The 26,177-nt window shown below is 68.2% G+C and carries 15 protein-coding genes and 3 rRNA genes; 4 read left to right on the top strand and 14 right to left on the bottom strand.

The annotated features are described in order from the left end of the window. Positions 1 to 89: 89 nt before the first annotated feature. Entirely contained in the window at positions 90 to 1,733 is a 1,644-nt protein-coding gene (locus OHV05_RS23630; RefSeq protein WP_405019421.1) for a sensor histidine kinase, read from the top strand. Between the two features lie 24 nt (positions 1,734 to 1,757). Next, on the top strand, positions 1,758 to 2,459 hold the full coding sequence (locus OHV05_RS23625) for a response regulator (protein WP_405019420.1): 702 nt from the start codon (positions 1,758 to 1,760) through the stop codon (positions 2,457 to 2,459). 12 nt (positions 2,460 to 2,471) lie between these two features. On the opposite strand, the gene OHV05_RS23620 is transcribed toward OHV05_RS23625, so the two are convergent. Continuing rightward, positions 2,472 to 3,503 carry a medium chain dehydrogenase/reductase family protein gene (locus tag OHV05_RS23620; RefSeq protein ID WP_405019419.1) on the bottom strand — a complete coding sequence of 344 codons (1,032 nt, stop codon included), beginning with the start codon at positions 3,501 to 3,503 and terminating at the stop codon, positions 2,472 to 2,474. A 127-nt stretch (positions 3,504 to 3,630) separates the two neighbouring features. Here OHV05_RS23620 and OHV05_RS23615 point away from each other — a divergent pair, with 127 nt between their 5' ends. After that, positions 3,631 to 4,278, top strand: coding sequence for a TetR/AcrR family transcriptional regulator (locus tag OHV05_RS23615; RefSeq protein WP_405019418.1), 648 nt, complete (start codon positions 3,631 to 3,633; stop codon positions 4,276 to 4,278). A gap of 7 nt (positions 4,279 to 4,285) precedes the next feature. Here the strand turns inward: OHV05_RS23615 and OHV05_RS23610 are convergent, their stop codons facing one another. From OHV05_RS23610 to eccD, 13 genes are all read right to left on the bottom strand, one after another. Beyond that, positions 4,286 to 5,119 carry a phosphatase PAP2 family protein gene (locus OHV05_RS23610; RefSeq protein WP_405019417.1) on the bottom strand — a complete coding sequence of 278 codons (834 nt, stop codon included), beginning with the start codon at positions 5,117 to 5,119 and terminating at the stop codon, positions 4,286 to 4,288. Positions 5,120 to 5,180: 61 nt separating this feature from the next. Beyond that, positions 5,181 to 5,297, bottom strand: a 5S ribosomal RNA gene (gene rrf / locus OHV05_RS23605). A gap of 88 nt (positions 5,298 to 5,385) precedes the next feature. After that, positions 5,386 to 8,507 (bottom strand): 23S ribosomal RNA (locus OHV05_RS23600). Positions 8,508 to 8,784: 277 nt separating this feature from the next. After that, positions 8,785 to 10,308, bottom strand: a 16S ribosomal RNA gene (locus tag OHV05_RS23595). Together the 16S, 23S and 5S rRNA genes form the textbook arrangement of a ribosomal RNA operon. Before the next feature lie 442 nt (positions 10,309 to 10,750). Further along, a complete protein-coding gene (locus OHV05_RS23590; RefSeq protein ID WP_405019416.1) occupies positions 10,751 to 12,436 on the bottom strand; it encodes a ribonuclease J in 1,686 nt (561 codons plus the stop codon). A gap of 175 nt (positions 12,437 to 12,611) precedes the next feature. Beyond that, positions 12,612 to 13,511, bottom strand: coding sequence for a 4-hydroxy-tetrahydrodipicolinate synthase (gene dapA / locus OHV05_RS23585; RefSeq protein ID WP_405019415.1), 900 nt, complete (start codon positions 13,509 to 13,511; stop codon positions 12,612 to 12,614). Between the two features lie 228 nt (positions 13,512 to 13,739). After that, on the bottom strand, positions 13,740 to 14,468 hold the full coding sequence (gene thyX, locus OHV05_RS23580) for an FAD-dependent thymidylate synthase (RefSeq protein ID WP_405019414.1): 729 nt from the start codon (positions 14,466 to 14,468) through the stop codon (positions 13,740 to 13,742). Beyond that, the gene (locus OHV05_RS23575; RefSeq protein WP_405019413.1) at positions 14,465 to 14,923 is read right to left on the bottom strand and encodes a hypothetical protein; all 459 of its coding nucleotides are present in this window, start codon (positions 14,921 to 14,923) and stop codon (positions 14,465 to 14,467) included. The genes thyX and OHV05_RS23575 overlap by 4 nt, the downstream gene beginning before the upstream one ends. A 1-nt stretch (position 14,924) precedes the next feature. After that, positions 14,925 to 15,665, bottom strand: a complete 741-nt coding sequence (dapB, locus tag OHV05_RS23570) for a 4-hydroxy-tetrahydrodipicolinate reductase (protein WP_405019412.1) — start codon at positions 15,663 to 15,665, stop codon at positions 14,925 to 14,927. A gap of 13 nt (positions 15,666 to 15,678) precedes the next feature. Beyond that, on the bottom strand, positions 15,679 to 17,031 hold the full coding sequence (locus OHV05_RS23565) for a M16 family metallopeptidase (RefSeq protein ID WP_405019411.1): 1,353 nt from the start codon (positions 17,029 to 17,031) through the stop codon (positions 15,679 to 15,681). A 96-nt stretch (positions 17,032 to 17,127) separates the two neighbouring features. Continuing rightward, positions 17,128 to 19,344 (bottom strand): polyribonucleotide nucleotidyltransferase, encoded by a 2,217-nt coding sequence (locus OHV05_RS23560; RefSeq protein WP_405019410.1) that lies wholly within the window; start codon positions 19,342 to 19,344, stop codon positions 17,128 to 17,130. A gap of 421 nt (positions 19,345 to 19,765) precedes the next feature. Beyond that, on the bottom strand, positions 19,766 to 20,056 hold the full coding sequence (gene rpsO / locus OHV05_RS23555) for a 30S ribosomal protein S15 (protein ID WP_403044861.1): 291 nt from the start codon (positions 20,054 to 20,056) through the stop codon (positions 19,766 to 19,768). A gap of 132 nt (positions 20,057 to 20,188) precedes the next feature. Further along, complete coding sequence (gene eccD / locus OHV05_RS23550; protein WP_405019409.1) at positions 20,189 to 21,646, bottom strand: type VII secretion integral membrane protein EccD; 1,458 nt, start codon at positions 21,644 to 21,646, stop codon at positions 20,189 to 20,191. 486 nt (positions 21,647 to 22,132) lie between these two features. On the opposite strand from eccD, the gene eccCa reads away from it, so the two are divergent. Next, the gene (eccCa, locus tag OHV05_RS23545; RefSeq protein ID WP_405019408.1) at positions 22,133 to 26,086 is read left to right on the top strand and encodes a type VII secretion protein EccCa; all 3,954 of its coding nucleotides are present in this window, start codon (positions 22,133 to 22,135) and stop codon (positions 26,084 to 26,086) included. The last annotated feature ends 91 nt before the right edge of the window (positions 26,087 to 26,177 follow it).

The following is a 26,177-nucleotide window of genomic DNA, read 5'->3' as shown; positions in this document are numbered from 1 at the left end:
CGAAGTCCGCGATCGGCCGACCGCCGGGTCATCCGATCGGCTGATGCGACCAATCGGAAGAGCGGATTCCGCTCCGGCACAATCGGGAGATGCGCTTCGTACCGTTGCTGCCCGCCGACCGCCCGGCCACCTCCGCACCCGGACGCCGGCTGCTGGAGGCGGTGGTCGGCGGGGTGGTGCTGCTGATCACCTACGCGGCGCTGCGCAGCGTCGGCCTCTCCGGCACCCTCGACCGCAGCACCCTGCTGTTCCTCGGCACGGCCTCGCTCGCCTTCACACTGCTCCGGCACCGGTACCCCGACGCCGCGCTGCTCGGCCTGGCCGCCCTGGTGGGGGTGCTGCCCAGCGCCGCCATGCTCACCGCGATCGTCAGCTACACCGCCTCCCGCCGGGGCGGCCGCCCCTGGCGGCGCGACCTGGTCCTGGTCACCGCCGCGCTGCTCCCGCTGGTGGTCAGCGAAGTCCGGCTGGACTACTGGCAGGGCGGCCGCTGGCAGTACGCGCTCGCCCAGGGCGGGGTGCTGGCGGTGGTCGCGGTACTGATCCCCGGCCTGGTCGGCACCGCCGCCGGGCAGCAGGACCAGCTGGTCGGCGCACTGCGCGAGCGCACGGCGGCGGCCGAACGGGCCAAGCGCTCCGCCGAGAACGAGTCCCGGATCCAGGAGCGGTCCAGGATCGCCGCCGAGATGCACGACCTGGTCGGCCACCGGCTCAGCCTGATCTCCCTGCACGCCGGCGGCCTGGAGCTCGCCCTGGACCGGCAGGCGCCCCAGCTCAGCGGCGAGGCCGAACAGCTCCGGCAGGCCAGCCGGGACGCGATGGACGAGCTGCGCCAGGTGCTCGGCGTCCTCGGCCCGCTCGGCCGGGACACCGGCACGGACGCGCTCACCGACGCGACCGGCACCCGGGCCGACATCCTGGCCCTGGTCGAGGAGTCCCGCGCGGCGGGCATCCCGGTCTCCCTCGACTGGCAGGGCGAGGACCTGACCGAGGTCCGGCCGCAGGTCCGACGGGCCGTCAACCGGGTGGTCCGGGAGGCGCTCACCAACGTGCACCGGTACGCGGTCGGCGCCACCGTCGAGGTGACGGTGGCCCAGCTGCCCGGCAGTGTCGAGGTGACGGTGATCAACGGCGCGCCGCCCGTCCCGCCGGCCGTCACCACCGGGCTCGGCAGCGGCCGGGGCCTGGACGGCCTGCGCGAACGGGTCGCGGTGCTGGGCGGCCGGCTGACCGTCGGCCCGGTGCCCGGCGGCGAGTTCGAGGTCCGGGCGATCCTCCCCACCGACCCGCCCGCCGCCGGGGCCCGGGCCGAACAGGCCACCGGCGACGGCCCCGCCCCGCTCGCCCTCCCGGCGGGCGCCGGCGGGCGGCTCCGGCGCCAGCTCGCCAGCGCCGTGTCGGCCGCCCTCGGGCTGGCCGGGCTCGGGGTGATCCTGCTGCTCGGCCTCGGCCTGGTCCAGCAGACCCGCCCGTACGACGGCCCGCCGCCGGTCAGTGCCGTGCACACCGGTATGAGCACGAGTCAGGTCACCTCGGTGGTCGGCCCGGACAGCCCCTCGGTCCGCTCCGCCGCCGCCGGCCGCGAACCGACCCGGCCCGGCGGCACCACCGACTGCCTGTACCCGTACACCGGCCGGACCACGGAGAGCGACCGGCTGCTGGTCACCCGGTACTGTTTCAAAAGTGATGTTCTGTCCGAAATCATCACTTTCACCACCCCCCTGGCACCCTGACCACCCATCGACCGGGAGCTGCGCATGACCGACGACAGCGCTGAGCGGGCCACACCGATCCGGGTGCTGCTGGCCGACGACGAGCCCGGCATCCGGGCCGGTCTGCGCCTGGTCCTCCAGCACGCCGAGGACATCGAGGTGGTGGCCGAGGCCGCCAACGGCGCCGAGGCCGTCGCGGAGGCGGCTCGCACCCCGGTCGACGTGGCGCTGGTCGACATCCGGATGCCGGTCCTGGACGGGCTGGCCGCGATCGACCAGCTGATCCGGCTCGACCCCCGGCCGGCCGTCGTCATGCTGACCACCTTCGGCGAGGAGGAGAACGTCACCCGGGCGCTGCGCTCCGGCGCCAGCGGCTTCCTGCTCAAGGACGACGGCCCGCACGAACTGATCAGCGCCGTCCGAGCGGCCGCCGCCGGGGACGCCGTGCTCTCCCCCGGGGTCACCGGACTGGTCGTCAAGCGGATGCTCGAAGGTGACCCGGCCGACCCGGAGGACCCGGGCACCGAGGCGGCCCGCCGGATCGCGGCCCTCGCCCCGGCCGAGCGCGAGGCGCTGGCCCTGCTCGGCGCCGGCATGCCCAACCTGGAGATCGCCCTCCGGCTCGGCATCGGCCCCGACTCGGTGAAGACGCTGATCGACACCATCCTCGACCGCACCGGCGCGGACACCCGGGTGCAGGCGGCCCTGCTGGCCACCCGCGCCGGGCTCACGCCGGAGAACACCTGACGGCCCCGGCGCCTACGGGGTGAGCACGACCTTGCCCGCCACCGTGCCCGACTCCGCCAGCCGGACAGCCTCGGCGATCCGGGCCAGCGGCAGCTCGGCCGCGACCAGGGCGGTCAGCTCACCGCGCCGCAGTGCGTCGAAGACCTGCGTGAGGTCGGCCCGCAGCCGGGCCCGGAAGCCGTCCCGGCCGGTCGACCGGCCGGCCCAGACGTTGTAGAAGTACGCGTGCCGGCCGTTCGGGAGGGTGTTCCAGGTCCAGATCCGGCCGAGGATCTTCAGCACCGGCCAGTACCGGGAGCCGGTGTCGTCCCGGGTGGCGGCGCTGCCGTACGAGACCAGAGTGCCGCCCGGCGCGAGCAGGCTCCAGGAGTCGACCACGCTGCGGCCGCCGATGTGGTCGAAGACCGCGTCCACCCCGCCGGGGGCGAGCTCGCGGACCCGGGCCGGGACGTCCTCGGTCCGGTAGTCGACCGGGGTCACCCCCATCGCCCGCAGCGCCTCGTGGTGCCGGGCCGAGGCGGTGCCGATCACCCGGGCCCCGGCGAGGGCGGCCAGCTGGACCAGCAGCGAGCCCACGCCGCCGTTCGCGCCGTGCACCAGCACGGTCTGCCCGGCCCGGACCCGGGCCTTGCCGTGCAGCATCTGCCACGCCGTCAGACCGTTGAGCACCGCGCCCTCGGCCTGCGTCGCCGACACCCCGTCCGGGACGTCGACCAGGTCGGCCGCGTCCACCAGCACGTGGCTGGCCCAGGCGCCGACCTTGGTCAGCGCCGCCACCCGGCGGCCGCGCAGGTCGTCGGGCACGCCGGGGCCGGTGGTCAGCACGGTGCCGACCAGGTCGTAGCCCGGGACGAACGGGTAGGCGGGCTGGTCGAAGTAGCGGCCCCGGCGCATCTGCTGCTCGGCGAACGAGACACCGGTCGCCTCCATCGCCACCACCACCTGCCCGGCACCGGGAACGGGCACCGCGCCTCGGCGCAGCTCGAAGCCCTCGGGCTCGACCGTGCCGGGCAGAACGACCTCGACGAGCTCCTGGACCTGCATGACGACCTCCACGTTGGTGAGCGCTGCTTTGCTTCGTTACAAGTTATAACTGTCGCTAGAGGGAGTCGTCAAGGGCTTCAGTGATAGGGTCTCACCAACTTGTCAGCTTCTATCGAGAGGGTGGCCGATGGCCGGGACCGAGACGAGAACCCCCCGCGAGCGCTACCGCGAGCAGGTGCGGGCCGAGGTCAAGGAACGGGCCCGGGAACAGATCGCCGCCGCCGGCTCGTCCGCCCTGTCGCTGAACGCGATCGCCAAGCAGCTGGGCATGAGCGGCCCCGCGCTGTACCGGTACTTCGCCGGCCGGGACGAGCTGATCACCGAGCTGATCACGGACGCCTACCGCAGCCTGGCGGACACCATCAAGGCCGCGGCCGCCGACGAACCCGAGCTCGGCACGGTCGCCCACGCCCTCCGCGACTGGGGGCTGGCGGATCCGCACCGCTACTTCCTGATCTACGGCACGCCGATCCCCGGCTACCACGCCCCGCAGGACGTCACCCTGATCGCGGCCGAGATCATGCAGGTGCTGCTGGACGCCTGCGCGGCGATTCCGACGGCCGCCGCCGACACCACGTTCGACACCCACCTGGCGTCCCACCGGGCCTGGGACGGCGGCCACAACGCCTCGCCGCAGGCGCTGCACCTGGCCATGGTCACCTGGACCAGGCTGCACGGGGCGCTCTCACTGGAACTGACCGGCCACTTCGGCGGCATGGGGTTCGACCCCGCGCTGCTCTACCAGGCCGAGGTGGACGCGCTGCTGGGCCGCTGACCCAGGGTCAGCTGCTGCTGCCCGCCCGGTCCCGGACCGGGGCGGGCTCGGCGGCCGGCCGCTCCGTACGCCGCCAGCCGGAGAACGCGTGCTGCACCAGGTAGACGATCAGCAGCAGCCCCACCGCCACCAGCCCGTCGGCCCAGAAGTGGTTGGCCGTCACCACCACCACATAGACGGTGATCACCGGGTGCAGGACCGCCAGCCAGCGCCAGGGCCCGCGCGCGATCACGGCCACCGCGACGGCGACGATCACGCACCAGGCCACGTGCACGGACGGCATCGCGGAGAGCTGGTCCGCCACCACCCCGCCCACGGCACCGCCGTAGACCGACTGCCCGTACTCCGCCGCCACGTCGACGAAGCCGTTCCCCGGCAGCATCCGCGGGGGCGCCACCGGCAGGAACTGGATCAGCAGACAGGCCGCCGTGGTCAGCACCACCGTGTTCCGCAACCAGGCGTACCGGGCACGGTGCCGGACGAACACCCACGCCAGCAGTACCAGCATCACCCCGAAGTGCATCACCGCGTAGTAGTAGTTGGCCGCAGAGATCACCCAGGAGTGTTCCCGCGCCGACCGCTGCAGGGCCGCCTCGTCGGGCAGCCCCCAGGCCAGCTCGGTGCGATGGATCCAGTCCGCCCGATCGAGCGCGTGGTCCGTGCTCAGCACCGAGAGGTGCCCGACCAACTGCCACAGCGTGAAGAGCGCCAGCAGCGTCCCCGCCTCCCGGCAGACCACCGCAACGCCCGGCCGCGCCACCCGCTTGGCCGCATAGGCGGCGCCGAGCAGGACGGCAGCGGTGCCGCCGGCCGTCTGCCAGGTCAGGGTCAGGTTCTGCATTCGCGAAGGTTAACGCAAAGAAGCCCCCTCCCGAATGGGAGGGGGCTTCTTTGGAATGATTGTTCGGCGGCGTCCTACTCTCCCACAGGGTCCCCCCTGCAGTACCATCGGCGCTATGAGGCTTAGCTTCCGGGTTCGGAATGTAACCGGGCGTTTCCCTCACGCTATGACCACCGAAACACTATGAAACTGTATGACCGCACCACACCCGTGACCAAACGGTGTGGGGTCGTTGTTTCAGAACAACACAGTGGACGCGAGCAACTGAGGACAAGCCCTCGGCCTATTAGTACCGGTCAGCTCCACCCCTTACAGGGCTTCCACATCCGGCCTATCAACCCAGTCGTCTACTGGGAGCCTTACCCTCTCAAGGAGGTGGGAATATTCATCTCGAAGCAGGCTTCCCGCTTAGATGCTTTCAGCGGTTATCCCTCCCGAACGTAGCCAACCAGCCATGCCCTTGGCAGAACAACTGGCACACCAGAGGTTCGTCCGTCCCGGTCCTCTCGTACTAGGGACAGCCCTTCTCAATATTCCTACGCGCACAGCGGATAGGGACCGAACTGTCTCACGACGTTCTAAACCCAGCTCGCGTACCGCTTTAATGGGCGAACAGCCCAACCCTTGGGACCTACTCCAGCCCCAGGATGCGACGAGCCGACATCGAGGTGCCAAACCATCCCGTCGATATGGACTCTTGGGGAAGATCAGCCTGTTATCCCCGGGGTACCTTTTATCCGTTGAGCGACGGCGCTTCCACAAGCTACCGCCGGATCACTAGTCCCGACTTTCGTCCCTGCTCGACCCGTCGGTCTCACAGTCAAGCTCCCTTGTGCACTTACACTCAACACCTGATTGCCAACCAGGCTGAGGGAACCTTTGGGCGCCTCCGTTACTCTTTAGGAGGCAACCGCCCCAGTTAAACTACCCACCAGACACTGTCCCTGATCCGGATCACGGACCCAGGTTAGACATCCAGCACGACCAGAGTGGTATTTCAACGACGACTCCACAACAACTGGCGTTGCCGCTTCAAAGTCTCCCACCTATCCTACACAAGCCGAACCGAACACCAATATCAAGCTATAGTAAAGGTCCCGGGGTCTTTCCGTCCTGCTGCGCGAAACGAGCATCTTTACTCGTAATGCAATTTCACCGGGCCTATGGTTGAGACAGTCGAGAAGTCGTTACGCCATTCGTGCAGGTCGGAACTTACCCGACAAGGAATTTCGCTACCTTAGGATGGTTATAGTTACCACCGCCGTTTACTGGCGCTTAAGTTCTCAGCTTCGCCTAGTCGAAACTAGACTAACCGGTCCCCTTAACGTTCCAGCACCGGGCAGGCGTCAGTCCGTATACATCGCCTTACGGCTTCGCACGGACCTGTGTTTTTAGTAAACAGTCGCTTCTCGCTGGTCTCTGCGGCCGGCCCCAGCTCAGGAAGTAAATTCCATCACCAGTTCCGGCCCCCCTTCTCCCGAAGTTACGGGGGCATTTTGCCGAGTTCCTTAACCATAGTTCACCCGAACGCCTCGGTATTCTCTACCTGACCACCTGAGTCGGTTTGGGGTACGGGCCGCCATGAAACTCGCTAGAGGCTTTTCTCGACAGCATAGGATCATCCACTTCACCACAATCGGCTCGGCATCAGGTCTCAGCCTCAATGAGTGACGGATTTGCCTATCACTCGGCCTACACCCTTACCCCGGGACAACCACCGCCCGGGCTGGACTACCTTCCTGCGTCACCCCATCGCTCACCTACTACCCTGTTGGGTCAGCGGCTCCACCACGTCCCTTTGTCCGAAGACTCCAGGCCGGCTTCGCGGCTTTAGCATTCAGAGGTTCGACGTTGGCGCTTCAAAGCGGGTACGGGAATATCAACCCGTTGTCCATCGACTACGCCTGTCGGCCTCGCCTTAGGTCCCGACTTACCCTGGGCAGATCAGCTTGACCCAGGAACCCTTGGTCAATCGGCGCAAGAGTTTCCCACTCTTGTATCGCTACTCATGCCTGCATTCTCACTCGTGAACCGTCCACAACTGGATTCCTCCGCTGCTTCACCCGGCACACGACGCTCCCCTACCCATCACAGCGGGCGTTGGCCCTATAGCTGCAATGACACGACTTCGGTGGTGTACTTGAGCCCCGCTACATTGTCGGCGCGGAATCACTTGACCAGTGAGCTATTACGCACTCTTTCAAGGGTGGCTGCTTCTAAGCCAACCTCCTGGTTGTCTCTGCGACTCCACATCCTTTCCCACTTAGCACACGCTTAGGGACCTTAGTCGGTGTTCTGGGCTGTTTCCCTCTCGACCATGGAGCTTATCCCCCACAGTCTCACTGCCACGCTCTCACTTACCGGCATTCGGAGTTTGGCTAAGGTCAGTAACCCGGTGAGGCCCATCGCCTATCCAGTGCTCTACCTCCGGCAAGAAACACGTGACGCTGCACCTAAATGCATTTCGGGGAGAACCAGCTATCACGGAGTTTGATTGGCCTTTCACCCCTAACCACAGGTCATCCCCCAGGTTTTCAACCCTGGTGGGTTCGGTCCTCCACGAAGTCTTACCTCCGCTTCAACCTGCCCATGGCTAGATCACTCCGCTTCGGGTCTTGGGCATGCAACTGAATCGCCCTATTCGGACTCGCTTTCGCTACGGCTACCCCACACGGGTTAACCTCGCTACACACCGCAAACTCGCAGGCTCATTCTTCAAAAGGCACGCAGTCACGAGACAATGGGCAAGCCCACTGTCCGACGCTCCCACGGCTTGTAGGCACACGGTTTCAGGTACTATTTCACTCCGCTCCCGCGGTACTTTTCACCATTCCCTCACGGTACTATCCGCTATCGGTCACTAGGGAATATTTAGGCTTAGCGGGTGGTCCCGCCAGATTCACACGGAATTTCTCGGGCTCCGTGCTACTTGGGAGAAGCTCAAGTGAGCCGCACAGATTTCGTCTACGGGGGTCTTACCCTCTACGCCGGACCTTTCGCATGTCCTTCGACTATCCATACGGTTTCTGACTCACCGACCGGCCGGCAGACCGATCAAGAACTTTCCCACGACCCCGCTCTGGCAACCCCTGCCGGGTCTCACACCAAAACGGTTTAGCCTCATCCGGTTTCGCTCGCCACTACTCCCGGAATCACGGTTGTTTTCTCTTCCTGAGGGTACTGAGATGTTTCACTTCCCCTCGTTCCCTCCACACACCCTATGTGTTCAGGTGCGGGTGACAGCCCATGACGACTGCCGGGTTTCCCCATTCGGAAACCCCCGGATCAAAGCCTGGTTGACGGCTCCCCGGGGACTATCGTGGCCTCCCACGTCCTTCATCGGTTCCTAGTGCCAAGGCATCCACCGTGCGCCCTTAAAAACTTGGCCACAGATGCTCGCGTCCACTGTGCAGTTCTCAAACAACGACCAGACACCCACCCTCACAGTGCTCACGCACCACTCGAGTAGGACCGGCACTGAAGCAACGACCATGACGGCCGTTCCCTCAGGACCCAACAACGTGCCCGACACACCCGACATCCACCGCGTTCCACGCCCCGAAGGACAGTACTGACGACTTCAACCGTGTGTGCCGAATAGTCAACGTTCCACCCATGAGCAACCGTGTGAGACATTCGCTCACATCCGGCCATGTGCTCCTTAGAAAGGAGGTGATCCAGCCGCACCTTCCGGTACGGCTACCTTGTTACGACTTCGTCCCAATCGCTGGTCCCACCTTCGACGGCTCCTCCCCTTACGGGTTAGGCCACCGGCTTCGGGTGTTACCGACTTTCGTGACGTGACGGGCGGTGTGTACAAGGCCCGGGAACGTATTCACCGCAGCATGCTGATCTGCGATTACTAGCAACTCCAACTTCATGGGGTCGAGTTGCAGACCCCAATCCGAACTGAGGCCGGCTTTTTGGGATTCGCTCCGCCTCGCGGCATCGCAGCCCTTTGTACCGACCATTGTAGCACGTGTGCAGCCCAAGACATAAGGGGCATGATGATTTGACGTCGTCCCCACCTTCCTCCGAGTTGACCCCGGCAGTCTCCTGTGAGTCCCCATCACCCCGAAAGGCATGCTGGCAACACAGAACAAGGGTTGCGCTCGTTGCGGGACTTAACCCAACATCTCACGACACGAGCTGACGACAACCATGCACCACCTGTATACCGACCACAAGGGGGCGACTATCTCTAGCCGTTTCCGGTATATGTCAAGCCTTGGTAAGGTTCTTCGCGTTGCGTCGAATTAAGCCACATGCTCCGCTGCTTGTGCGGGCCCCCGTCAATTCCTTTGAGTTTTAGCCTTGCGGCCGTACTCCCCAGGCGGGGAACTTAATGCGTTAGCTGCGGCACCGACGACGTGGAATGTCGCCAACACCTAGTTCCCAACGTTTACGGCGTGGACTACCAGGGTATCTAATCCTGTTCGCTCCCCACGCTTTCGCTCCTCAGCGTCAGTAATGGCCCAGAGATCCGCCTTCGCCACCGGTGTTCCTCCTGATATCTGCGCATTTCACCGCTACACCAGGAATTCCGATCTCCCCTACCACACTCAAGCCTGCCCGTATCGAATGCAGACCCGGGGTTAAGCCCCGGGCTTTCACAACCGACGCGACAAGCCGCCTACGAGCTCTTTACGCCCAATAATTCCGGACAACGCTCGCACCCTACGTATTACCGCGGCTGCTGGCACGTAGTTAGCCGGTGCTTCTTCTGCAGGTACCGTCACTTGCGCTTCTTCCCTGCTGAAAGAGGTTTACAACCCGAAGGCCGTCATCCCTCACGCGGCGTCGCTGCATCAGGCTTTCGCCCATTGTGCAATATTCCCCACTGCTGCCTCCCGTAGGAGTCTGGGCCGTGTCTCAGTCCCAGTGTGGCCGGTCGCCCTCTCAGGCCGGCTACCCGTCGTCGCCTTGGTAGGCCATTACCCCACCAACAAGCTGATAGGCCGCGGGACCATCCTGCACCGCCGGAGCTTTCCACCAACCCCCATGCAGAGGAAGGTCATATCCGGTATTAGACCTCGTTTCCAAGGCTTGTCCCAGAGTGCAGGGCAGATTTCCCACGTGTTACTCACCCGTTCGCCACTAATCCACTCCGAAGAGCTTCATCGTTCGACTTGCATGTGTTAAGCACGCCGCCAGCGTTCGTCCTGAGCCAGGATCAAACTCTCCGTGAATGTCTGCAGGTAATCCTGCAACCACTCGCGTTGAGCGGCACGGCAACCACCGGAATAGGCGGTCCCGCGCACTGCGTCCTCGCTAGTGTTTTACTTCATAAAGGAATCTCCAACCCCAGAATAATCCGAGGCCGGGGATGTCAACATATCTGGCGTTGACTTTTGGCACGCTGTTGAGTTCTCAAGGAACGGACACTTCCTTCGAGCCGCTTATCAGGCGGACCCTCCGGGCGCTTCGTTCTTTCGTGTTTCAAGCTTATCAGATGTTTTCCGCTCCGTTTTCCGGAGTTTCATTTCATCTTTCAGCTTTTGCCTTTCGGCGCTCCCGAACTCTAGCAGAGTTTCTGGGGCTGCTTTCACTTCCCGAATTCACTCAGAGAAGTTCCGGCGGCCGCTTGGGGCAACCCGGAGAACATTACGCACCGGGCTGCCCCAAGTCAAATCAGACCTCGACCACGACCGGGAGGATCATCGGCCGGCGGCGGTAGTTGTCCGCCACCCACTTGCCGATGGTCCGGCGGACCAGCTGCTGGATCTGCCGGACCTCCAGCACGCCGTCGCTCGCCGACCGGTCCAGGGCCTCCTGGAGCTTGGCCACCACGGGGCCGAAGGCGCCGTCGTCGATGCCGGAGCCGCGGGCCTGGATGCTCGGGCCGCTCACGATCTTGCCGCTGGTGGAGTCGACCACCACGAAGACCGAGATGAAGCCCTCCTCGCCGAGGATCCGGCGGTCCTTCAGGGTGGGCTCGGTGATGTCGCCGACGGACGACCCGTCCACGTACACGTAACCGGCCTGGACCTTGCCGACGATCTTCGCGACGCCCTTGTCCAGGTCGACCACGACACCGTCCTCGGCGATGACCGTGCGGTTCTTCGGGATGCCGGTCTTGATGCCGAGGTCGGCGCAGGCCCGCAGGTGGCGCCACTCGCCGTGCACCGGCATCAGGTTCTTCGGCTTGCAGATGTTGAAGAAGTACAGCAGCTCGCCGGCCGAGGCGTGGCCGGAGACGTGCACCTTGGCGTTGCCCTTGTGGACAACGTTGGCGCCCCAGCGGGTCAGGCCGTTGATGACCCGGTAGATCGCGGTCTCGTTACCGGGGATCAGCGACGAGGCCATGATGACCGTGTCGCCCTCGACGATCCGGATCTGGTGGTCGCGGTTGGCCATCCGGGACAGCGCGGCCATCGGCTCGCCCTGGGAGCCGGTGCAGACCAGGACGACGTCCTTGTCCGGCAGGTCGTCCAGGGTCTTGACGTCGACGATCATGTTGCCCGGCACCTTGAGGTAGCCGAGGTCACGGGCGATGCCCATGTTGCGGACCATCGAGCGGCCGACGAAGGCGACCTTGCGCTTGTGCTCGTGCGCGGCGTCCAGCACCTGCTGGATGCGGTGCACGTGGCTGGCGAAGGAGGCCACGATGATGCGCTTGTCCGCGTTCGAGAAGACGGTGCGCAGCGCGGCCGAGATGTCCCGCTCGTGCGGGATGAAGCCGGGGACCTCGGCGTTGGTGGAGTCCACCAGCAGCAGGTCGATGCCCTCCTCGGCCAGCTTGGCGAAGGCCGGGAGGTCGGTCAGCCGGCCGTCCAGCGGGAGCTGGTCCATCTTGAAGTCACCGGTGGCGACGACCATGCCGCCGGAGGTGCGGACGGCCACCGCGAGGGCGTCCGGGATGGAGTGGTTGACCGCGATGAACTCGCAGTCGAAGGGGCCGATGCGCTCGCGCTCGCCCTCCTTGACCTCCAGCACGTACGGGCGGATCCGGTGCTCGGCGAGCTTGGCCTCGATCAGCGCGAGGGTGAGCTTGGAGCCGATCAGCGGGATGTCCGGGTTCTCCCGGAGCAGGTACGGGACGGCCCCGATGTGGTCCTCGTGACCGTGGGTCAGGACGATGCCGTCGATCTTGTCGAGCCGGTCCCGGATGGACGAGAAGTCCGGCAGGATCAGGTCGATGCCGGGCTGCTCGTCCTCGGGGAACAGCACGCCGCAGTCGATGATGAGCAGTCGGCCCTCGTGCTCGAGCACGGTCATGTTGCGACCGATCTCGCCGAGCCCGCCGAGCGGGGTGATGCGTACGGCGCCCGGCTTGAGTGCGGGGGCGGCGCCGAGTTCGGGGTGCGGGTGACTCAAAAGACTCTCCTTACGACGCACGCCACATGCCAAGGGGTTCGCGCCCTGGGGACATATGGCGTGCGTGCCTCGATGGTTTCCTACTTGCCAGGTCCTGGTGCTTCGCGCCGTCGTTCCGGTTCAGCGGCAGACCTCGGGAGGTCCGGCGAGCCGGGGGCGCGCACGTCTTGTCTTGCTACAGGTGTACCCCGCCGGCGGCGAGATCCTTCCTCAGTCGGGCGATCTCCTCCGGCGTGGCGGAGATCAGTGGCAGCCGGAGCGGTCCGGCCGGGTGACCCTGGAGGGTCAGCGCGGCCTTGGTGAGGATCACGCCCTGGGTCCGGAACATACCGCTGAACACCGGCAGCAGACCCTGGTGGATCGCGGTGGCCTTGGCCACGTCGCCCGCCTGGTAGGCGTCGAGCAGGGCCCGCAACTCGGCCGCGACCACGTGGCCGACCACGCTGACCACGCCCACCGCGCCGACCGACAGCAGCGGCAGGTTGAGGATGTCGTCGCCGGAGTACCAGGCCAGGCCGCTGCGGGCGATCGCCCAGGAGGCCGCGCCGAGGTCGCCCTTGGCGTCCTTGTTGGCGACGATCCGCGGGTGCTCGCCGAGCCGGACCAGGGTCTCGGTGGCGAGCGCGACACCGCTGCGGCCGGGGATGTCGTAGAGCATCACCGGGAGCTCGGTGGCGTCCGCGATGGTGACGCTGTGCCGGTACAGGCCCTCCTGCGGGGGCTTGCTGTAGTACGGCGTGACCACCAGCAGGCCGTGGGCCCCGGCGGCCTCGGCCTGCCGGGCCAGCTCGACGCTGTGGCGGGTGTCGTTGGTGCCGACCCCGGCGACGATGTGCGCCCGGTCTCCTACCGCCTCCAGCACCGCGCGGACCAGCTGGGCCTTCTCGGCGTCGCTGGTGGTCGGGGACTCGCCGGTGGTGCCGTTCAGCACCAGCCCGTCGTTGCCGGAGTCCACCAGGTGGGTGGCGAGGCGCTGGGCGCCGTCGAGGTCGAGGCCGCCGTCGGCGGTGAACGGGGTGACCATCGCGGTCAGGACCCGGCCGAAGGGCGTCTGGGGGGTGGAGGTCGGAGCCATGCGTCCAAAACTACTCGTAGGCGACCGGGGGGTACCCAGGCCGGTCCAGGGTTCGGACAGGTGAGGGGTGCTGCCGAGCTGCCGTCGGCGCTCCGGCAAGGGGATTCCGGTGCTGCGTGCTCGGGGGTTCAAGCAGCACCGGAATCCGTGACCTGAGCCTAGGGAGCGCCCCGGAGGGTCGCAATCCAGACGTGCCGTCCAGGCCACTCATATGCCCGTCGGGCCAGGTCAGGGGGCTACCCGGCCGTGCTTCCCGAAGGCCGCATGGGTGAGTGGCATGAGCTTGGCCCACGCCGCCTCCATGCCCTCGGCGACCATCTCGATCTCGCGCTGCGGGAAGGACGGCACGGTGGCGTTCTCCTTCTTGGTCCGCAGCGAGAGGAAGTGCATCAGCGAGCGCGCGTTGCAGGTCGCGTACATCGAGGAGAAGAGTCCGACCGGCAGCACGGCCCGGGCCACCTCGCGGGCGACCCCGGCGTCCAGCATCTCCTGGTACGCGGTGTAGGAGGCCCGGTAGGACGCCTCCATCGCCTCGGCGGTGATCTTGGCCTGCTCGGGGGTGCCGTCGACGAACTCGTAGCGGCCCGGGCGGCCCTCCTGGACCAGCTTGCGGTCCTCGCCGGGCACGTAGAAGACCGGCTGCAGGTTGCGGTAGCGGCCGGACTCCTCGTTGTAGGACCAGCCGCTGCGGTGCCGGTGGAACTCGCGGAAGACGAAGATCGGCGCACTGATGAAGAAGGTCATCGAGTTGTGCTCGAACGGGGTGCCGTGCCGGTCGCGCATCAGGTAGTTGATCAGACCGGTGGACTTCTCCGGGTCCTGCTGGAGCGCCTCCAGGGACTGCTCGCCCGCGGTGGAGACCCGGGCCGCCCAGATCACGTCCGAGTCCTGGGCCGAGCTTCGGACCAGCTCGACGGTCACGTCACTGCGGAAGACAGGTCCTGCTGCGTCGCTCACGCGTTGCTCCTTGCGTCGGTGCTGCCGTGCAGCTTGATGGCGTGCTGCATGGTCTTTCGGGCCCGCGGCGTGTCACCGGCGTCGGCGTACGCCACGGCGAGGCGGAAGAACACCCGCCAGTCCCCCGGGCTCTGTTCGGCCTCGGCCTGCCGCCGGGCGAACACCTCGTCGGCCGAGGCGCGGTCGATCCGGCCGCCCCCGGTCCGGCGCAGCTCGTCCTCCGGCAGGCCGCCCTCGGCCGCCAGCTCCCCGGCCAGCTGCTCGCTGGCCCGGCCGAAGCGCACGGTCTGCCGGAGGAACCAGACGCCGACGCCGGGGATGACGAAGGCGCAGAGCCCCAGGCCGATGCCGAGCGGCTTGCCGGTGGCGATCAGCTGGACGCCCTCGCCGACGCAGATCAGCGAGACCAGCAGCAGGGCGCCGGAGAGCAGGAAGAAACCGGTACGGGAGGTCATCTCAGAGGTCCAGGAAGTGTTCGAGGCCGAAGGTCAGCCCCGGGGTGTCGACCACCCGGCGCACGCCGAGCAGGATGCCCGGCATGAAGCAGCTGTGGTGCAGCGAGTCGTGACGGATCGTCAGGGTCTCGCCGGTGTCGCCGAGCAGCACCTCCTGGTGCGCCAGCAGGCCGCGCAGCCGGACCGAGTGCACCGGCACGCCGTCCACGTCGGCGCCCCGGGCGCCGGGCAGGCCGTGCGTGGTCGGGTCGCTCTGCCGGGGCAGGCCGGCCGCGTCACGGGCGGCCGCGATCAGCTGGGCGGTCCGGGCGGCGGTGCCGCTGGGGGCGTCCGCCTTGCGGTTGTGGTGCAGTTCGACGACCTCGACGGTCTCGAAGTACTTCGCGGCCTGCTGGGCGAACTTCATCGAGAGCACGGCGCCGATCGAGAAGTTCGGCGCGATCAGCACGCCGACCCCGGGGGCGTCGGCGAGCCAGCCGCGCAGGGTGGCGAGCCGCTCCTCGGTCCAGCCGGTGGTGCCGGTGACCACGTGGATGCCGTTCCGGACGCAGTGCTCCAGGTTGGCCATCACCGCGTCGGGGTGGGTGAGCTCGACGGCCACCCGGGTGCCCTTCAGCTCCTCCAGCGAGGAGTTCCGGCTCAGGGTGGCGGTCAGCTCCAGGTCGGCGGCGGCCGAGACGGCCTTGACCGCCTCGGAGCCGATCCGGCCGGTGGCGCCGATCACGGCGACGGACAGCGTCATGCGGGGTGTCCTCTCAGGCCAGCAGGTCCGCGAGCGCGTCGGCCCGCTTCTTGGGGATCGGGCCGATCAGCGCGAGCGAGGGCTTGTGCGCGCCGAGCACGTCCCGGGCCACCGCGTGCACGTCGTCCAGGGTGACCGAGGCGATCTTCTCCAGCATCTCGTCCACCGACAGGTGGTGGCCGTAGCTGAGTTCGGCCTTGCCGATCCGGTTCATCAGCGAGCCGGTGTCCTCCATGCCGAGCACGGTGGAGCCGGAGATCTGCCCGATCGCCCGGGTCAGCTCCTCCTCGGTGATACCGTCGGCGACCACCTTGGCGAGCTCCTCGCGGCAGAGCCGCAGCACCTCCTCGACCCGCTTCGGCTGGCAGCCGGCGTAGATGCCGAACAGGCCGCTGTCGGCGTAGGAGGACGAGTACGAGTAGACCGAGTAGGCCAGCCCGCGCTTCTCCCTGACCTCCTGGAACAGCCGGGAGCTCATCCCGCCGCCGAGGGCGGCGTTCAGCACCCCGAGCGCCCAGCGACGGTCGTCGTGGCGGGGCACGCCGGGGACCCCGAGCACCAGGTGGGCCTGCTCGGTGGCGCGGTTGAGCACCTCGACCTTCCCGGCCGTCCGGACCGCGCGGACGCCGCGGCGGACCTCGGTGGGGTGGCCGGTGGACTTCGCCAGCACCGGCGCGAACGCCTTCCGGACCATCCGGACCACCTGGGCGTGGTCCAGGTTGCCGGCCGCGGCGACCACCAGCTGCTCGGGCTTGTAGCGGCGGTGGAAGAAGCCCGCGATTTGGTCCCTGGTCAGCGCCTTGACGGTCTCCTGGGTGCCCAGGATCGGCCGGCCGAGCGGCGAGTCGCCGTAGATCACCTGGGCGAACAGGTCGTGCACCACGTCGCCCGGGTCGTCCTCGGCCATCGCCATCTCCTCGAGGATGACGCCGCGCTCGGCCTCCACGTCCTCGGGCAGGATCAGCGAGCCGGTGAGCATGTCGCAGACCACGTCGACGGCCAGCGGCAGGTCGGTGTCGAGCACCCGCGCGTAGTAGCAGGTGTTCTCCTTGGCGGTGAACGCGTTCATCTCGCCGCCGACCGCGTCCAGCGCGGCCGAGATCTCCAGCGCGCTGCGCCGGGCGGTGCCCTTGAAGAGCAGGTGCTCCAGGTAGTGCGTGGCGCCGTTCAGCGCCGGGGTCTCGTCCCGGGAGCCGACGCCGACCCAGATGCCGAAGGTCGCGGAGCGGACCGTCGGGAGGGTCTCGGTGATGACCCGCAGACCGCCGGGCAGGACGGTGCGGCGTACCGTACCGGCCCCGTCGACGCCCTTGAGCAGGGTCCGGGTGGAGCCGGGGCGCTGCTGCGCCGCGGAGGCCTGAGCCACGGGCCTTCCTTCCAGAAACTTCAAGAATTACGGGGAGAACAGGGTGCGGCCCGCGCACTCCGGGGAGTGCGCGGGCCGCGGGGTACTAACGGTGCGTCACTCGGAGGCCGGAGCGGCGTCCTCGACGCCGTCCTCGCCCTCGACGACCGGGATCAGCGAGAGCTTGCCGCGCGGGTCGATCTCGGCGATCTCGACCTGGACCTTGGCACCGACGGCCAGCACGTCCTCGACGTTCTCCACGCGCTTGCCACCGGCGAGCTTGCGGATCTGCGAGATGTGCAGCAGGCCGTCCTTGCCCGGCATCAACGAGACGAACGCGCCGAACGTCGTGGTCTTCACCACGGTGCCCAGGTAGCGCTCGCCGACCTCCGGCATGGTCGGGTTGGCGATCTGGTTGATCGTCGTACGGGCAGCCTCCGCCGAGGGACCGTCGACCGCACCGATGTAGATGGTGCCGTCGTCCTCGATGGTGATGTCCGCGCCGGTGTCCTCCTGGATCTGGTTGATCATCTTGCCCTTCGGGCCGATGACCTCACCGATCTTGTCCACCGGGATCTTGATGGTGATGATGCGCGGTGCGTTCGGCGACATCTCGTCCGGCGTGTCGATCGCCTCGTTCATCACATCGAGGATGTGGAGGCGAGCGTCCTTGGCCTGCTTGAGGGCAGCGGCCAGGACCGAGGCCGGGATGCCGTTCAGCTTGGTGTCGAGCTGCAGCGCGGTGATGAAGTTGCGGGTACCGGCGACCTTGAAGTCCATGTCACCGAACGCGTCCTCGGCACCGAGGATGTCGGTCAGCGTGACGTAGTGCGTCTCGCCGTCGATCTCCTGCGAGATCAGGCCCATCGCGATGCCGGCGACGGCGGCCTTGAGCGGCACACCGGCGTTCAGCAGCGACATGGTCGAGGCGCAGACCGAGCCCATCGAGGTGGAGCCGTTGGAGCTCAGCGCCTCGGAGACCTGGCGGATCGCGTAGGGGAACTCCTCGCGGGTCGGCAGCACGGGCAGGATCGCCCGCTCGGCCAGCGCGCCGTGACCGATCTCGCGGCGCTTCGGCGAACCGACGCGGCCGGTCTCGCCGACCGAGTACGGCGGGAAGTTGTAGTTGTGCATGTAGCGGCGACGCGTCTCCGGGGAGAGCGTGTCGAGCTGCTGCTCCATCCGGAGCATGTTCAGGGTGGTGACGCCCAGGATCTGGGTCTCGCCACGCTCGAACAGCGCCGAGCCGTGCACCCGCGGGATCGCCTCGACCTCGGCGGCCAGCGTACGGATGTCCGTGACGCCACGGCCGTCGATGCGCACCTTGTCGGTGATGACGCGCTCGCGGACGATCTTCTTGGTCAGCGCGTTGTACGCGGCGCTGATCTCCTTCTCGCGGCCCTCGAACTTCGGGAGCAGCTTGTCGGCCGCGACGCCCTTGATGCGGTCGATCTCGTTGTTGCGCTCGACCTTGCCCGGGATGGTGAGGGCCTTGGCCAGGTCGCTCTTGACGGCGTCCGACAGGGCGGCCAGCACGTCGTCCTGGTAGTCCAGGAAGACCGGGAACTCGGCGGTGGGCTTGGCGGCCTGGGCGGCCAGCTTCGCCTGCGCGGCGCACAGCACCTTGATGAACGGCTTGGCGGCCTCGAGACCGGCGGCCACGACCTCCTCGGTCGGGGCCTCGGCGCCGTCGGCGACCAGCTTGATCGTCTTGGTGGTGGCCTCGGCCTCCACCATCATGATCGCGACGTCACCGTCGGGCAGCGCCCGGCCGGCCACGACCATGTCGAAGACGGCGTCCTCGAGCTCGGTGTGGGTCGGGAAGGCCACCCACTGACCCTTGATCAGCGCGACGCGGACGCCGCCGATCGGGCCGGAGAACGGCAGGCCGGCCAGCTGGGTGGACGCCGAGGCGGCGTTGATGGCCACCACGTCGTACAGGTGGTCGGGGTTGAGCGCCATGATCGTGCAGACGACCTGGATCTCGTTGCGCAGGCCCTTGACGAAGGACGGGCGCAGCGGGCGGTCGATCAGACGGCAGGTGAGGATGGCGTCCTCGGACGGCCGGCCCTCACGACGGAAGAACGAGCCGGGGATCCGGCCCGCGGCGTACATCCGCTCCTCGACGTCGACCGTCAGCGGGAAGAAGTCGAAGTGCTCCTTCGGCGCCTTGGAGGCGCTGGTGGCCGACAGCACCATGGTGTCGTCGTCCAGGTAGGCCACGGCCGAACCGGCGGCCTGACGGGCCAGCCGGCCGGTCTCGAAACGGATGGTACGGGTACCGAAGCTGCCGTTGTCGATGACGGCCTCGGCGTAGAACACGTTCTCTTCCACCTGGAAGATCTCCTCTTTCGTACGGTTCCCGAGGAGCGCCCCTGCGCTTGCCTTCCGGCGGGCCCTGGGCAGTTCGGGCCGGTCTTCGATCGAAGCCTCCGGGCTGTCCCGCTCACGGGGGACTCCCGACGGCCACTACCGAGGACCGGCGCCTCTCGGCTGCCTGGTCGGCGGTCGCGTGTGGACGCTCCTTGGGACGCGGGCGGCTTCCGTTTGAAGCCTTCGGCCCGCTCGGTGATGTCTCTGCTGCCACGGTTCGGCCGACTCACTGTCGGCGTCATGACCGGGCATGCCCCTCACCTTACAAATTCACACCCTACTCAGCCTGCCATTACCACGCGTGTGGTGCGGCGGACCGAACGGTGCATGCAGCGAGGGGCGGCTCCCCGGTGACGGGGAGCCGCCCCATGACGCGGCGGTGTTAGCGGGCGCCACCGGCGGCACCGCGGCGGATGCCCAGGCGCTCGACGAGCGTACGGAAACGCTCGATGTCCATGGCGGCCAAGTACTTCAGCAGCCGGCGACGCTGGCCGACCAGGATCAGCAGGCCACGACGCGAGTGGTGGTCGTGCTTGTGGAACTTGAGGTGCTCGGTCAGGTCCGAGATCCGGCGGGAGAGCATGGCGACCTGGACCTCGGGGGAGCCGGTGTCGCCCTCCTTCTGGCCGAACTCGGCGATGATCTGCTTCTTGACGTCAGCGGCGAGAGCCACGGCATCTCCTTCAAGGTTTCCGAGTGACCCTGGTAGACGGCACAGGGATCTGACTGAACTCGGACTGCCCAAGAGTACCAGCGCCCGCCGTCCCCCCGATCCGGGGGGTGACGGCGGGCGCGGTGGCGGGACTCAGCTGGTGGCGCCGCGGACCAGGCCGTAGATGTCGAGCACGCCCAGCGCCAGCGGGACGAGGGCGATCAGCATCAGGCTGTCCACCATGTCCAGGATGCGGCCCCAGAACGGGGACACCCCGGACTTCGGGACGACCAGCGCGATGCCGGTCAGGATCGCCGCACCGGCCGCGATCGAGGCGGCCAGCCAGACCGTGCGCAGGTCCACCGCGGTGTCGCTGCCGGCGGTCAGGATGAACTGCGGGGTGTGCAGCGAGAGGCCGATCACCAGCAGCGCCAGGCCGGCCAGGCCGGCGATGGTGAGCGCGAAGACCTGACCGGTGTAGCGGAACAGCCGGGCCCGCAGCATGGTGGTCATGCCGACCGCGAGGGCGAGCAGCTCGGCCCAGCCCCGGTTGCTGAAGCCGAGCACGGCACAGGCGCCGACCAGCACCGCGGCGCAGCCGCCGACCAGGCCGACCAGCACCTCGTGACCGCGCCGGGCCTGGTGGGCGATCCGCTCGTACTGGACGGTCTCCGCGCGGCCGGCCTCCTCGGCGTAGCCGGCGCCCCGGGTGCGGGTCTGGCCGGGGGCGTTGAAGCCGACCGGGAGGCGGGCGAAGCGGGCCGAGAGGGCCGGCAGGAAGCCGATCGCGGCGATCGCGGCGACCGCCGTGACGGCGGCGATGTTGGTGGCCGAGGTGTCGGACAGCAGCACGGCCGCGAAGGTGGCCAGGGTGCCCGCGACGGCCAGGAAGGAGGAGGCCACGAAGACCGAGTCCTTCTCCGGCAGCATGCCGACCAGCAGCACCGAGACCACCAGCATGGCGACGCAGCCGACCAGCAGCTGGATCCGGCCGGGGCCGTCACCCGCGGTGGAGACCGCGATGATGCCGGACCCGGCGATCAGCGCGTGCGGCAGCGAGCCGAGGCCGAGCGCGAGCGCCGCGTCGTGGTCCTGGTAGACCCGGGCCCGGACGCCCGCGAAGGTGACCAGCACGATCGCGATCACGCCGGACAGGATGCCGGGCAGGCCGTGCATGTCGTGCCGGAGGTCGGCGAACCAGAGCGCGAAGCCGAGCAGCCCGAGCAGCACCCCCGCGCCGATCAGGCCGAACGAGCGCATCAGCTCCGGGCCCCAGAACCGGCGGTCGGCGGCGACCGCGCTGGCGATCGCGTCGGCCACGTCGTCGTAGACGGCCGGGGGCAGCGACTCGGCGAACGGACGCAGGCTCAGCAGGTCGCCGTCCCGGATCTGCTGGGCGGCCAGCGGCAGTCCGCTGTCCAGTACGGTGCCGTCCCGGCGGACCAGGTGGAAGCCGGTCGGCGCGCCGTCCACCTGGGTCTGGCCGGAGAGGCGCAGCACCTCGGGGTAGATGTCCGCGAGCGGCACATCCTCCGGCAGTGCGACGTCGATCCGGCTGTCCGGTGCCACGACGGTGACCCGGCAGAATCCGGTCGTAGCGTTTGAGCTCACCGGCACTTCCCCCTGTTGCTGTGTCCGTTGGTCAGCTTGACGCCCCTGGCGGACCGAACGCTGCCCGTGTTGTTTCAATGCGGGCGATCCGACCAAGAGTTGGCGCGGCGACACCCTACCGCCAGATGGGGTACGGAGCGCTACCGGGTCCCGGACGGACCGTCAAGCCGTGACCTGCCGGTTCCGGGGCCGCCGGTGTGCGAACAGTGAAGGTGATATGGCGTCAACGCGGCCGGTCACGGCCTGGCTTGACCGGTATGACCCGTTCCTGCCGATCCGCCGCCCGTTCGAACGGTAACGGTCGGGATGCGGACGCCCCCGTGCTCGAACCGAACAGGGCCGACCAGTAGGATCGGCCCCTGCGCGAGGCGTACGGGGGCGAGACGCGCGACCCGTGAGTGCCTGCGATCGGCGGAGCGGGGGCGGCGTCATCACACGGGGCGCCCTCATCCCGTACGTATCCCAGTTGCGTGAGGGTTGATGCCAGTGAGTGTGATTACGGTCAAGCGACCGGCCCGGGCGTATCCACCGCCGGTGCCGGACGAACCGGTGGAGCTGGTGCCTCCGCCCGAGCTGCCGAGGTCGGGTGGCGAGGACTGGATGATGTCCATGCTGCCGCTGCTCGGCATGGGCGGATCGGCGGCCTTCTTCTTCTCCCCCGGTGCCCAGGGGCCGATGAAGATGATGGGCGTCCTGATGGTCGCCTCCACCGCCGGCATGGCGGTGGCCCAGATCATCAAGGCCCGCAAGGGCGGTAGTGCGGGGACCGCGGACGAGCGCCGCGACTACCTCAAGTACCTCCAGCAGATGCGCCGTCAGGTCCGCCGGACCGCGGACCGGCAGCGGGGCGCACAGCTCTTCCTGCACCCGGAGCCGGACCAGCTCTGGTCGATCGTCACCGAGGGCCGTCGGCTCTGGGAACGGCGGCCCAGCGATCCGGACTTCGCGCAGATCAGGCTGGGGCGCGGGCCGCAGCAGCTCAGCACGCCGTTGAAGGCGCCCGAGACGGCGCCGCTGGACGAGCTGGAGCCGCTCTCGGCGGCCGCCATGAAGGACTTCCTGACCGCCCACGGCACCTTGCACGACCTGCCGTTGGCGATCTCGCTGCGCGCCTTCTACCACATCACGGTCTGCGGGGACCCGGACACCGTCTACGGCAACGTCCGGGCGATGCTGGCCCAGTTGACCACCCTGCACTCGCCCGACGACCTGGTGGTCGGCGTGGCCGCCGCACCGGGTGCGATCGACGAGTGGGAGTGGGCGAAGTGGCTGCCGCACACCCAGCACCGCAAGGAGAGCGACGGGGCCGGTTCGCGCCGGCTGATCGCCGCCGGTCTGGGCGAGCTGGAGGTGCTGCTCGCGGACGAGCTGGCCGGGCGCAAGGGCTTCGCCCGGGACGCCGTGGCCTCGCCGGACCAGCCGCACCTGGTGATCGTGATGGACGGCGCCGCGGTGCCGCACGACTCGCTGCTGGCCGGTGCGGAGGGCGTCGAGGGCGTCACCATCATCGAGGTGGTCCCCGGTGACCTGGACGAGCCCAGCGGTCACCTGGTGATCACGCTGGCCAAGGACGAGCTGCTGCTGGAGTCCGCCTCCGGTGCCTCGTACTCCGGCAAGCCGGACAGCCTGTCCTCCTGGCAGTCCGAGGCGCTGGCCCGCCAGTTGGCCCCGTTCCGGGTCTCCGCGGGCGGCGACGACGGCGACCCCTCGCTGGTCTCGATGGACTTCACCGAGATGATGGACACCGGCGACCCGGGCGCCTTCGACCCGGCCCGGATGTGGCGTCCGCGCCCGATGCGGGAGAAGCTCCGGGTCCCGCTCGGGGTGGGCACCAACGGCGAGTACGTCTGGCTGGACATCAAGGAAGCCTCGCTGGAGGGCATGGGCCCGCACGGCATGTGCGTCGGCGCGACCGGTTCCGGCAAGTCCGAGGTGCTCCGCACCCTGGTGCTGGCGCTGGCCGTGACGCACTCCTCCGAGGTGCTCAACTTCGTGCTCGCCGACTTCAAGGGTGGCGCGACCTTCGCGGGCATGTCCGAGATGCCGCACACCGCCGCGGTGATCACCAACCTCGAGGGCGAACTCACCCTGGTCGACCGCATGCGCGACTCGATCGAGGGCGAGATGAACCGCCGTCAGGAGCTGCTGCGGACGGCGGGCAACTACGCGAACATCAACGAGTACGAGCGGGCCCGGGCCGCCGGCGCCGCGCTCGACCCGCTGCCCTCGCTGGTCATGATCATCGATGAGTTCTCCGAACTCCTCAGTGCCAAGCCCGACTTCATCGACCTGTTCATCCAGATCGGCCGGATCGGCCGTTCGCTGGGTATGCACATGCTGCTCGCCTCCCAGCGACTGGAGGAGGGCAAGCTGCGCGGTCTGGACACCTTCCTGTCCTACCGGCTCGGCCTGCGTACCTTCTCGGCCGCCGAGTCGCGGGCCGCGATCGGTGTGCCGGACGCCTACCACCTGCCGCCCGTCCCCGGTGTCGGCTACCTCAAGTTCGGCTCCGACGTGATGGAGCGGTTCCGGGCGGCGTACGTCTCCGGCGCCTACCGTCCGCCGGGCGCGGTCCGGGTCACCGGTGGCCGAGCCGCCAGTGCGCTGCCGGTGCTGTTCACCGCCGCCGAGGTCGCGGTGGTCGAGCCGGTGGAGGAGGAGGTCTTCGAGCAGGTCGAGGAGATCGACGACTCGCTGCTGGACACCATGCTGGACGTCTTCGTGTCCCGCATGATCGGCCAGGGCCCGCCGGCCCACCAGGTCTGGCTGCCCCCGCTGGAGGCCCCGCCGACCGTCGACCAGCTGGTCCCGCCGCTCCAGGCGACGCCGGAACGCGGCCTCACCTCACCGGAGTTCGGCGCGCTCGGCCGGCTGGTGGTGCCGGTCGGCATCGTCGACAAGCCGCGCGACCAGCGCCGCGACGTGCTCTACCAGGACTACTCCGGCGCGGCCGGTCACGGTCTGATCATCGGTGGCCCGCGCTCCGGCAAGTCCACGATGATCCGGACCATGGTGGCCGGCTTCTCGGTCACCCACACCCCGGTCGAGACCCAGTTCTACCTGCTCGACTTCGGTGGCGGCGGTTTCCAGGGCCTGCAGGGCCTGCCGCACGTCGGCGGGGTGGCCGGACGACTGGACGTGGAGAAGGTCCGACGGACGATCAGCGAGGTGCACGGCGTGCTCAACCGCCGTGAGGAGCTGTTCCGGGCGACCGGGATCGACACCATCGCCACGTACCGGACCAAGCGGGCCAACGGCCAGCTCCCGGACGAGCAGTTCGGCGACGTCTTCCTGATCATCGACGGCTGGCTCACCTTCAAGCAGGAGTTCGAGTCCCTCGAACCGGTCATCGCCGACATCGGCCAGCGCGGTCTCGGCTACGGGGTGCACATCATCCTGACCGCGGCCCGCTACGCCGAGGTCCGTCCGGCGCTCAAGGACCTGCTGCAGAACCGCACCGAACTGCGGCTCGGTGACGCGATGGAGTCCGAGATCGACCGCAAGGTCGCGCAGAACGTGCCGACCGGGCAGCCGGGCCGCGGTCTCACCGCGGACAAGCTGCACTTCCTCTCCGGTCTGCCCCGACTGGACGGCTCCTCGGAGACCACCGACCTGGTGGACGGTGTCTCGGACCTGGTCGAGCAGGTCTCCGCGGCCTGGACCGGGCCCCGGGCCCCGCAGGTCCGGATGCTGCCCCAGGTGCTGGACGGCAACTCGCTGCCCAAGGGCTTCGAGCGGCCCGAGCTGGGCATCGCGTTCGGTGTCGACGAGGTCGAACTCGCCCCGGTGTTCCTCAACTTCGAGACCGACCCGCTCTTCGTGGTGTTCGGTGAGAGCGAGTCCGGCAAGTCCGCGGTGCTGCGGATGCTGATCAAGCAGATCACCGAGCGGTACACCCCGGACCAGGCCGGCATCGTGGTCGGCGACTTCCGCCGCTCGCTGCTCGGCGTGGTGCCGCCGGAGTACCTGGTGGAGTACGCGGCGGCGGCCCCCGCCATGACGGCGATCGTGGAGATGCTCCGCGGCGCCTGCGGGCGGCGCCTGCCGGGTCCGGACGTCACCCCGGAGCAGCTGCGCAACCGCAGTTGGTACACCGGCAAGGACATGTTCGTGATCGTGGACGACTACGAGCTGGTCGCCACCTCCTCGGGCAACCCGATGGCCCCGCTGGCCGAGTTCCTGCCGTTCGCCCGTGACATCGGCCTGCGCATCATCATCGCGCGCAACGCCGGTGGTGCCGGACGCTCGCTGTTCGAGCCGATCATGCAGCGGATGAAGGAGCTCGGCGGTCAGGGTCTGATCCTGTCCGGCGACAAGAACGAGGGTGCCCTGCTGGGCACCGTCAAGCCGCAGCCGCTGCCCCCGGGCCGCGGCCAGCTGGTGACCCGCCGTCAGGCGGCCGGCCAGACCGTCCAGACGGGCTGGCTCCCGGCGCCGTAACGGGCCGGTGCGCAACGGGCCGTGGCCCCTCCTCCGGGAGGGGCCACGGCCTTCTCTGCTCCGCTCTCCGCGCGCACGCGCAAAGGCCCCC

Origin of the sequence: Kitasatospora sp. NBC_00070 (assembly GCF_045041205.1) — a bacterium.
GTDB lineage: Bacteria > Actinomycetota > Actinomycetes > Streptomycetales > Streptomycetaceae > Kitasatospora.
This window is presented reverse-complemented; position numbering and strand designations above follow the sequence as displayed.

Coding starts and splice junctions, on each gene's coding strand:
- OHV05_RS23630 (WP_405019421.1), top strand. CDS start 90: ATGCGCTTCGTACCGTTGCTGCCCGCCGACCGCCCGGCCACCTCCGCA.
- OHV05_RS23625 (WP_405019420.1), top strand. CDS start 1,758: ATGACCGACGACAGCGCTGAGCGGGCCACACCGATCCGGGTGCTGCTG.
- OHV05_RS23620 (WP_405019419.1), bottom strand. CDS start 3,503: ATGCAGGTCCAGGAGCTCGTCGAGGTCGTTCTGCCCGGCACGGTCGAG.
- OHV05_RS23615 (WP_405019418.1), top strand. CDS start 3,631: ATGGCCGGGACCGAGACGAGAACCCCCCGCGAGCGCTACCGCGAGCAG.
- OHV05_RS23610 (WP_405019417.1), bottom strand. CDS start 5,119: ATGCAGAACCTGACCCTGACCTGGCAGACGGCCGGCGGCACCGCTGCC.
- dapA (WP_405019415.1), bottom strand. CDS start 13,511: ATGGCTCCGACCTCCACCCCCCAGACGCCCTTCGGCCGGGTCCTGACC.
- OHV05_RS23575 (WP_405019413.1), bottom strand. CDS start 14,923: ATGACCTCCCGTACCGGTTTCTTCCTGCTCTCCGGCGCCCTGCTGCTG.
- dapB (WP_405019412.1), bottom strand. CDS start 15,665: ATGACGCTGTCCGTCGCCGTGATCGGCGCCACCGGCCGGATCGGCTCC.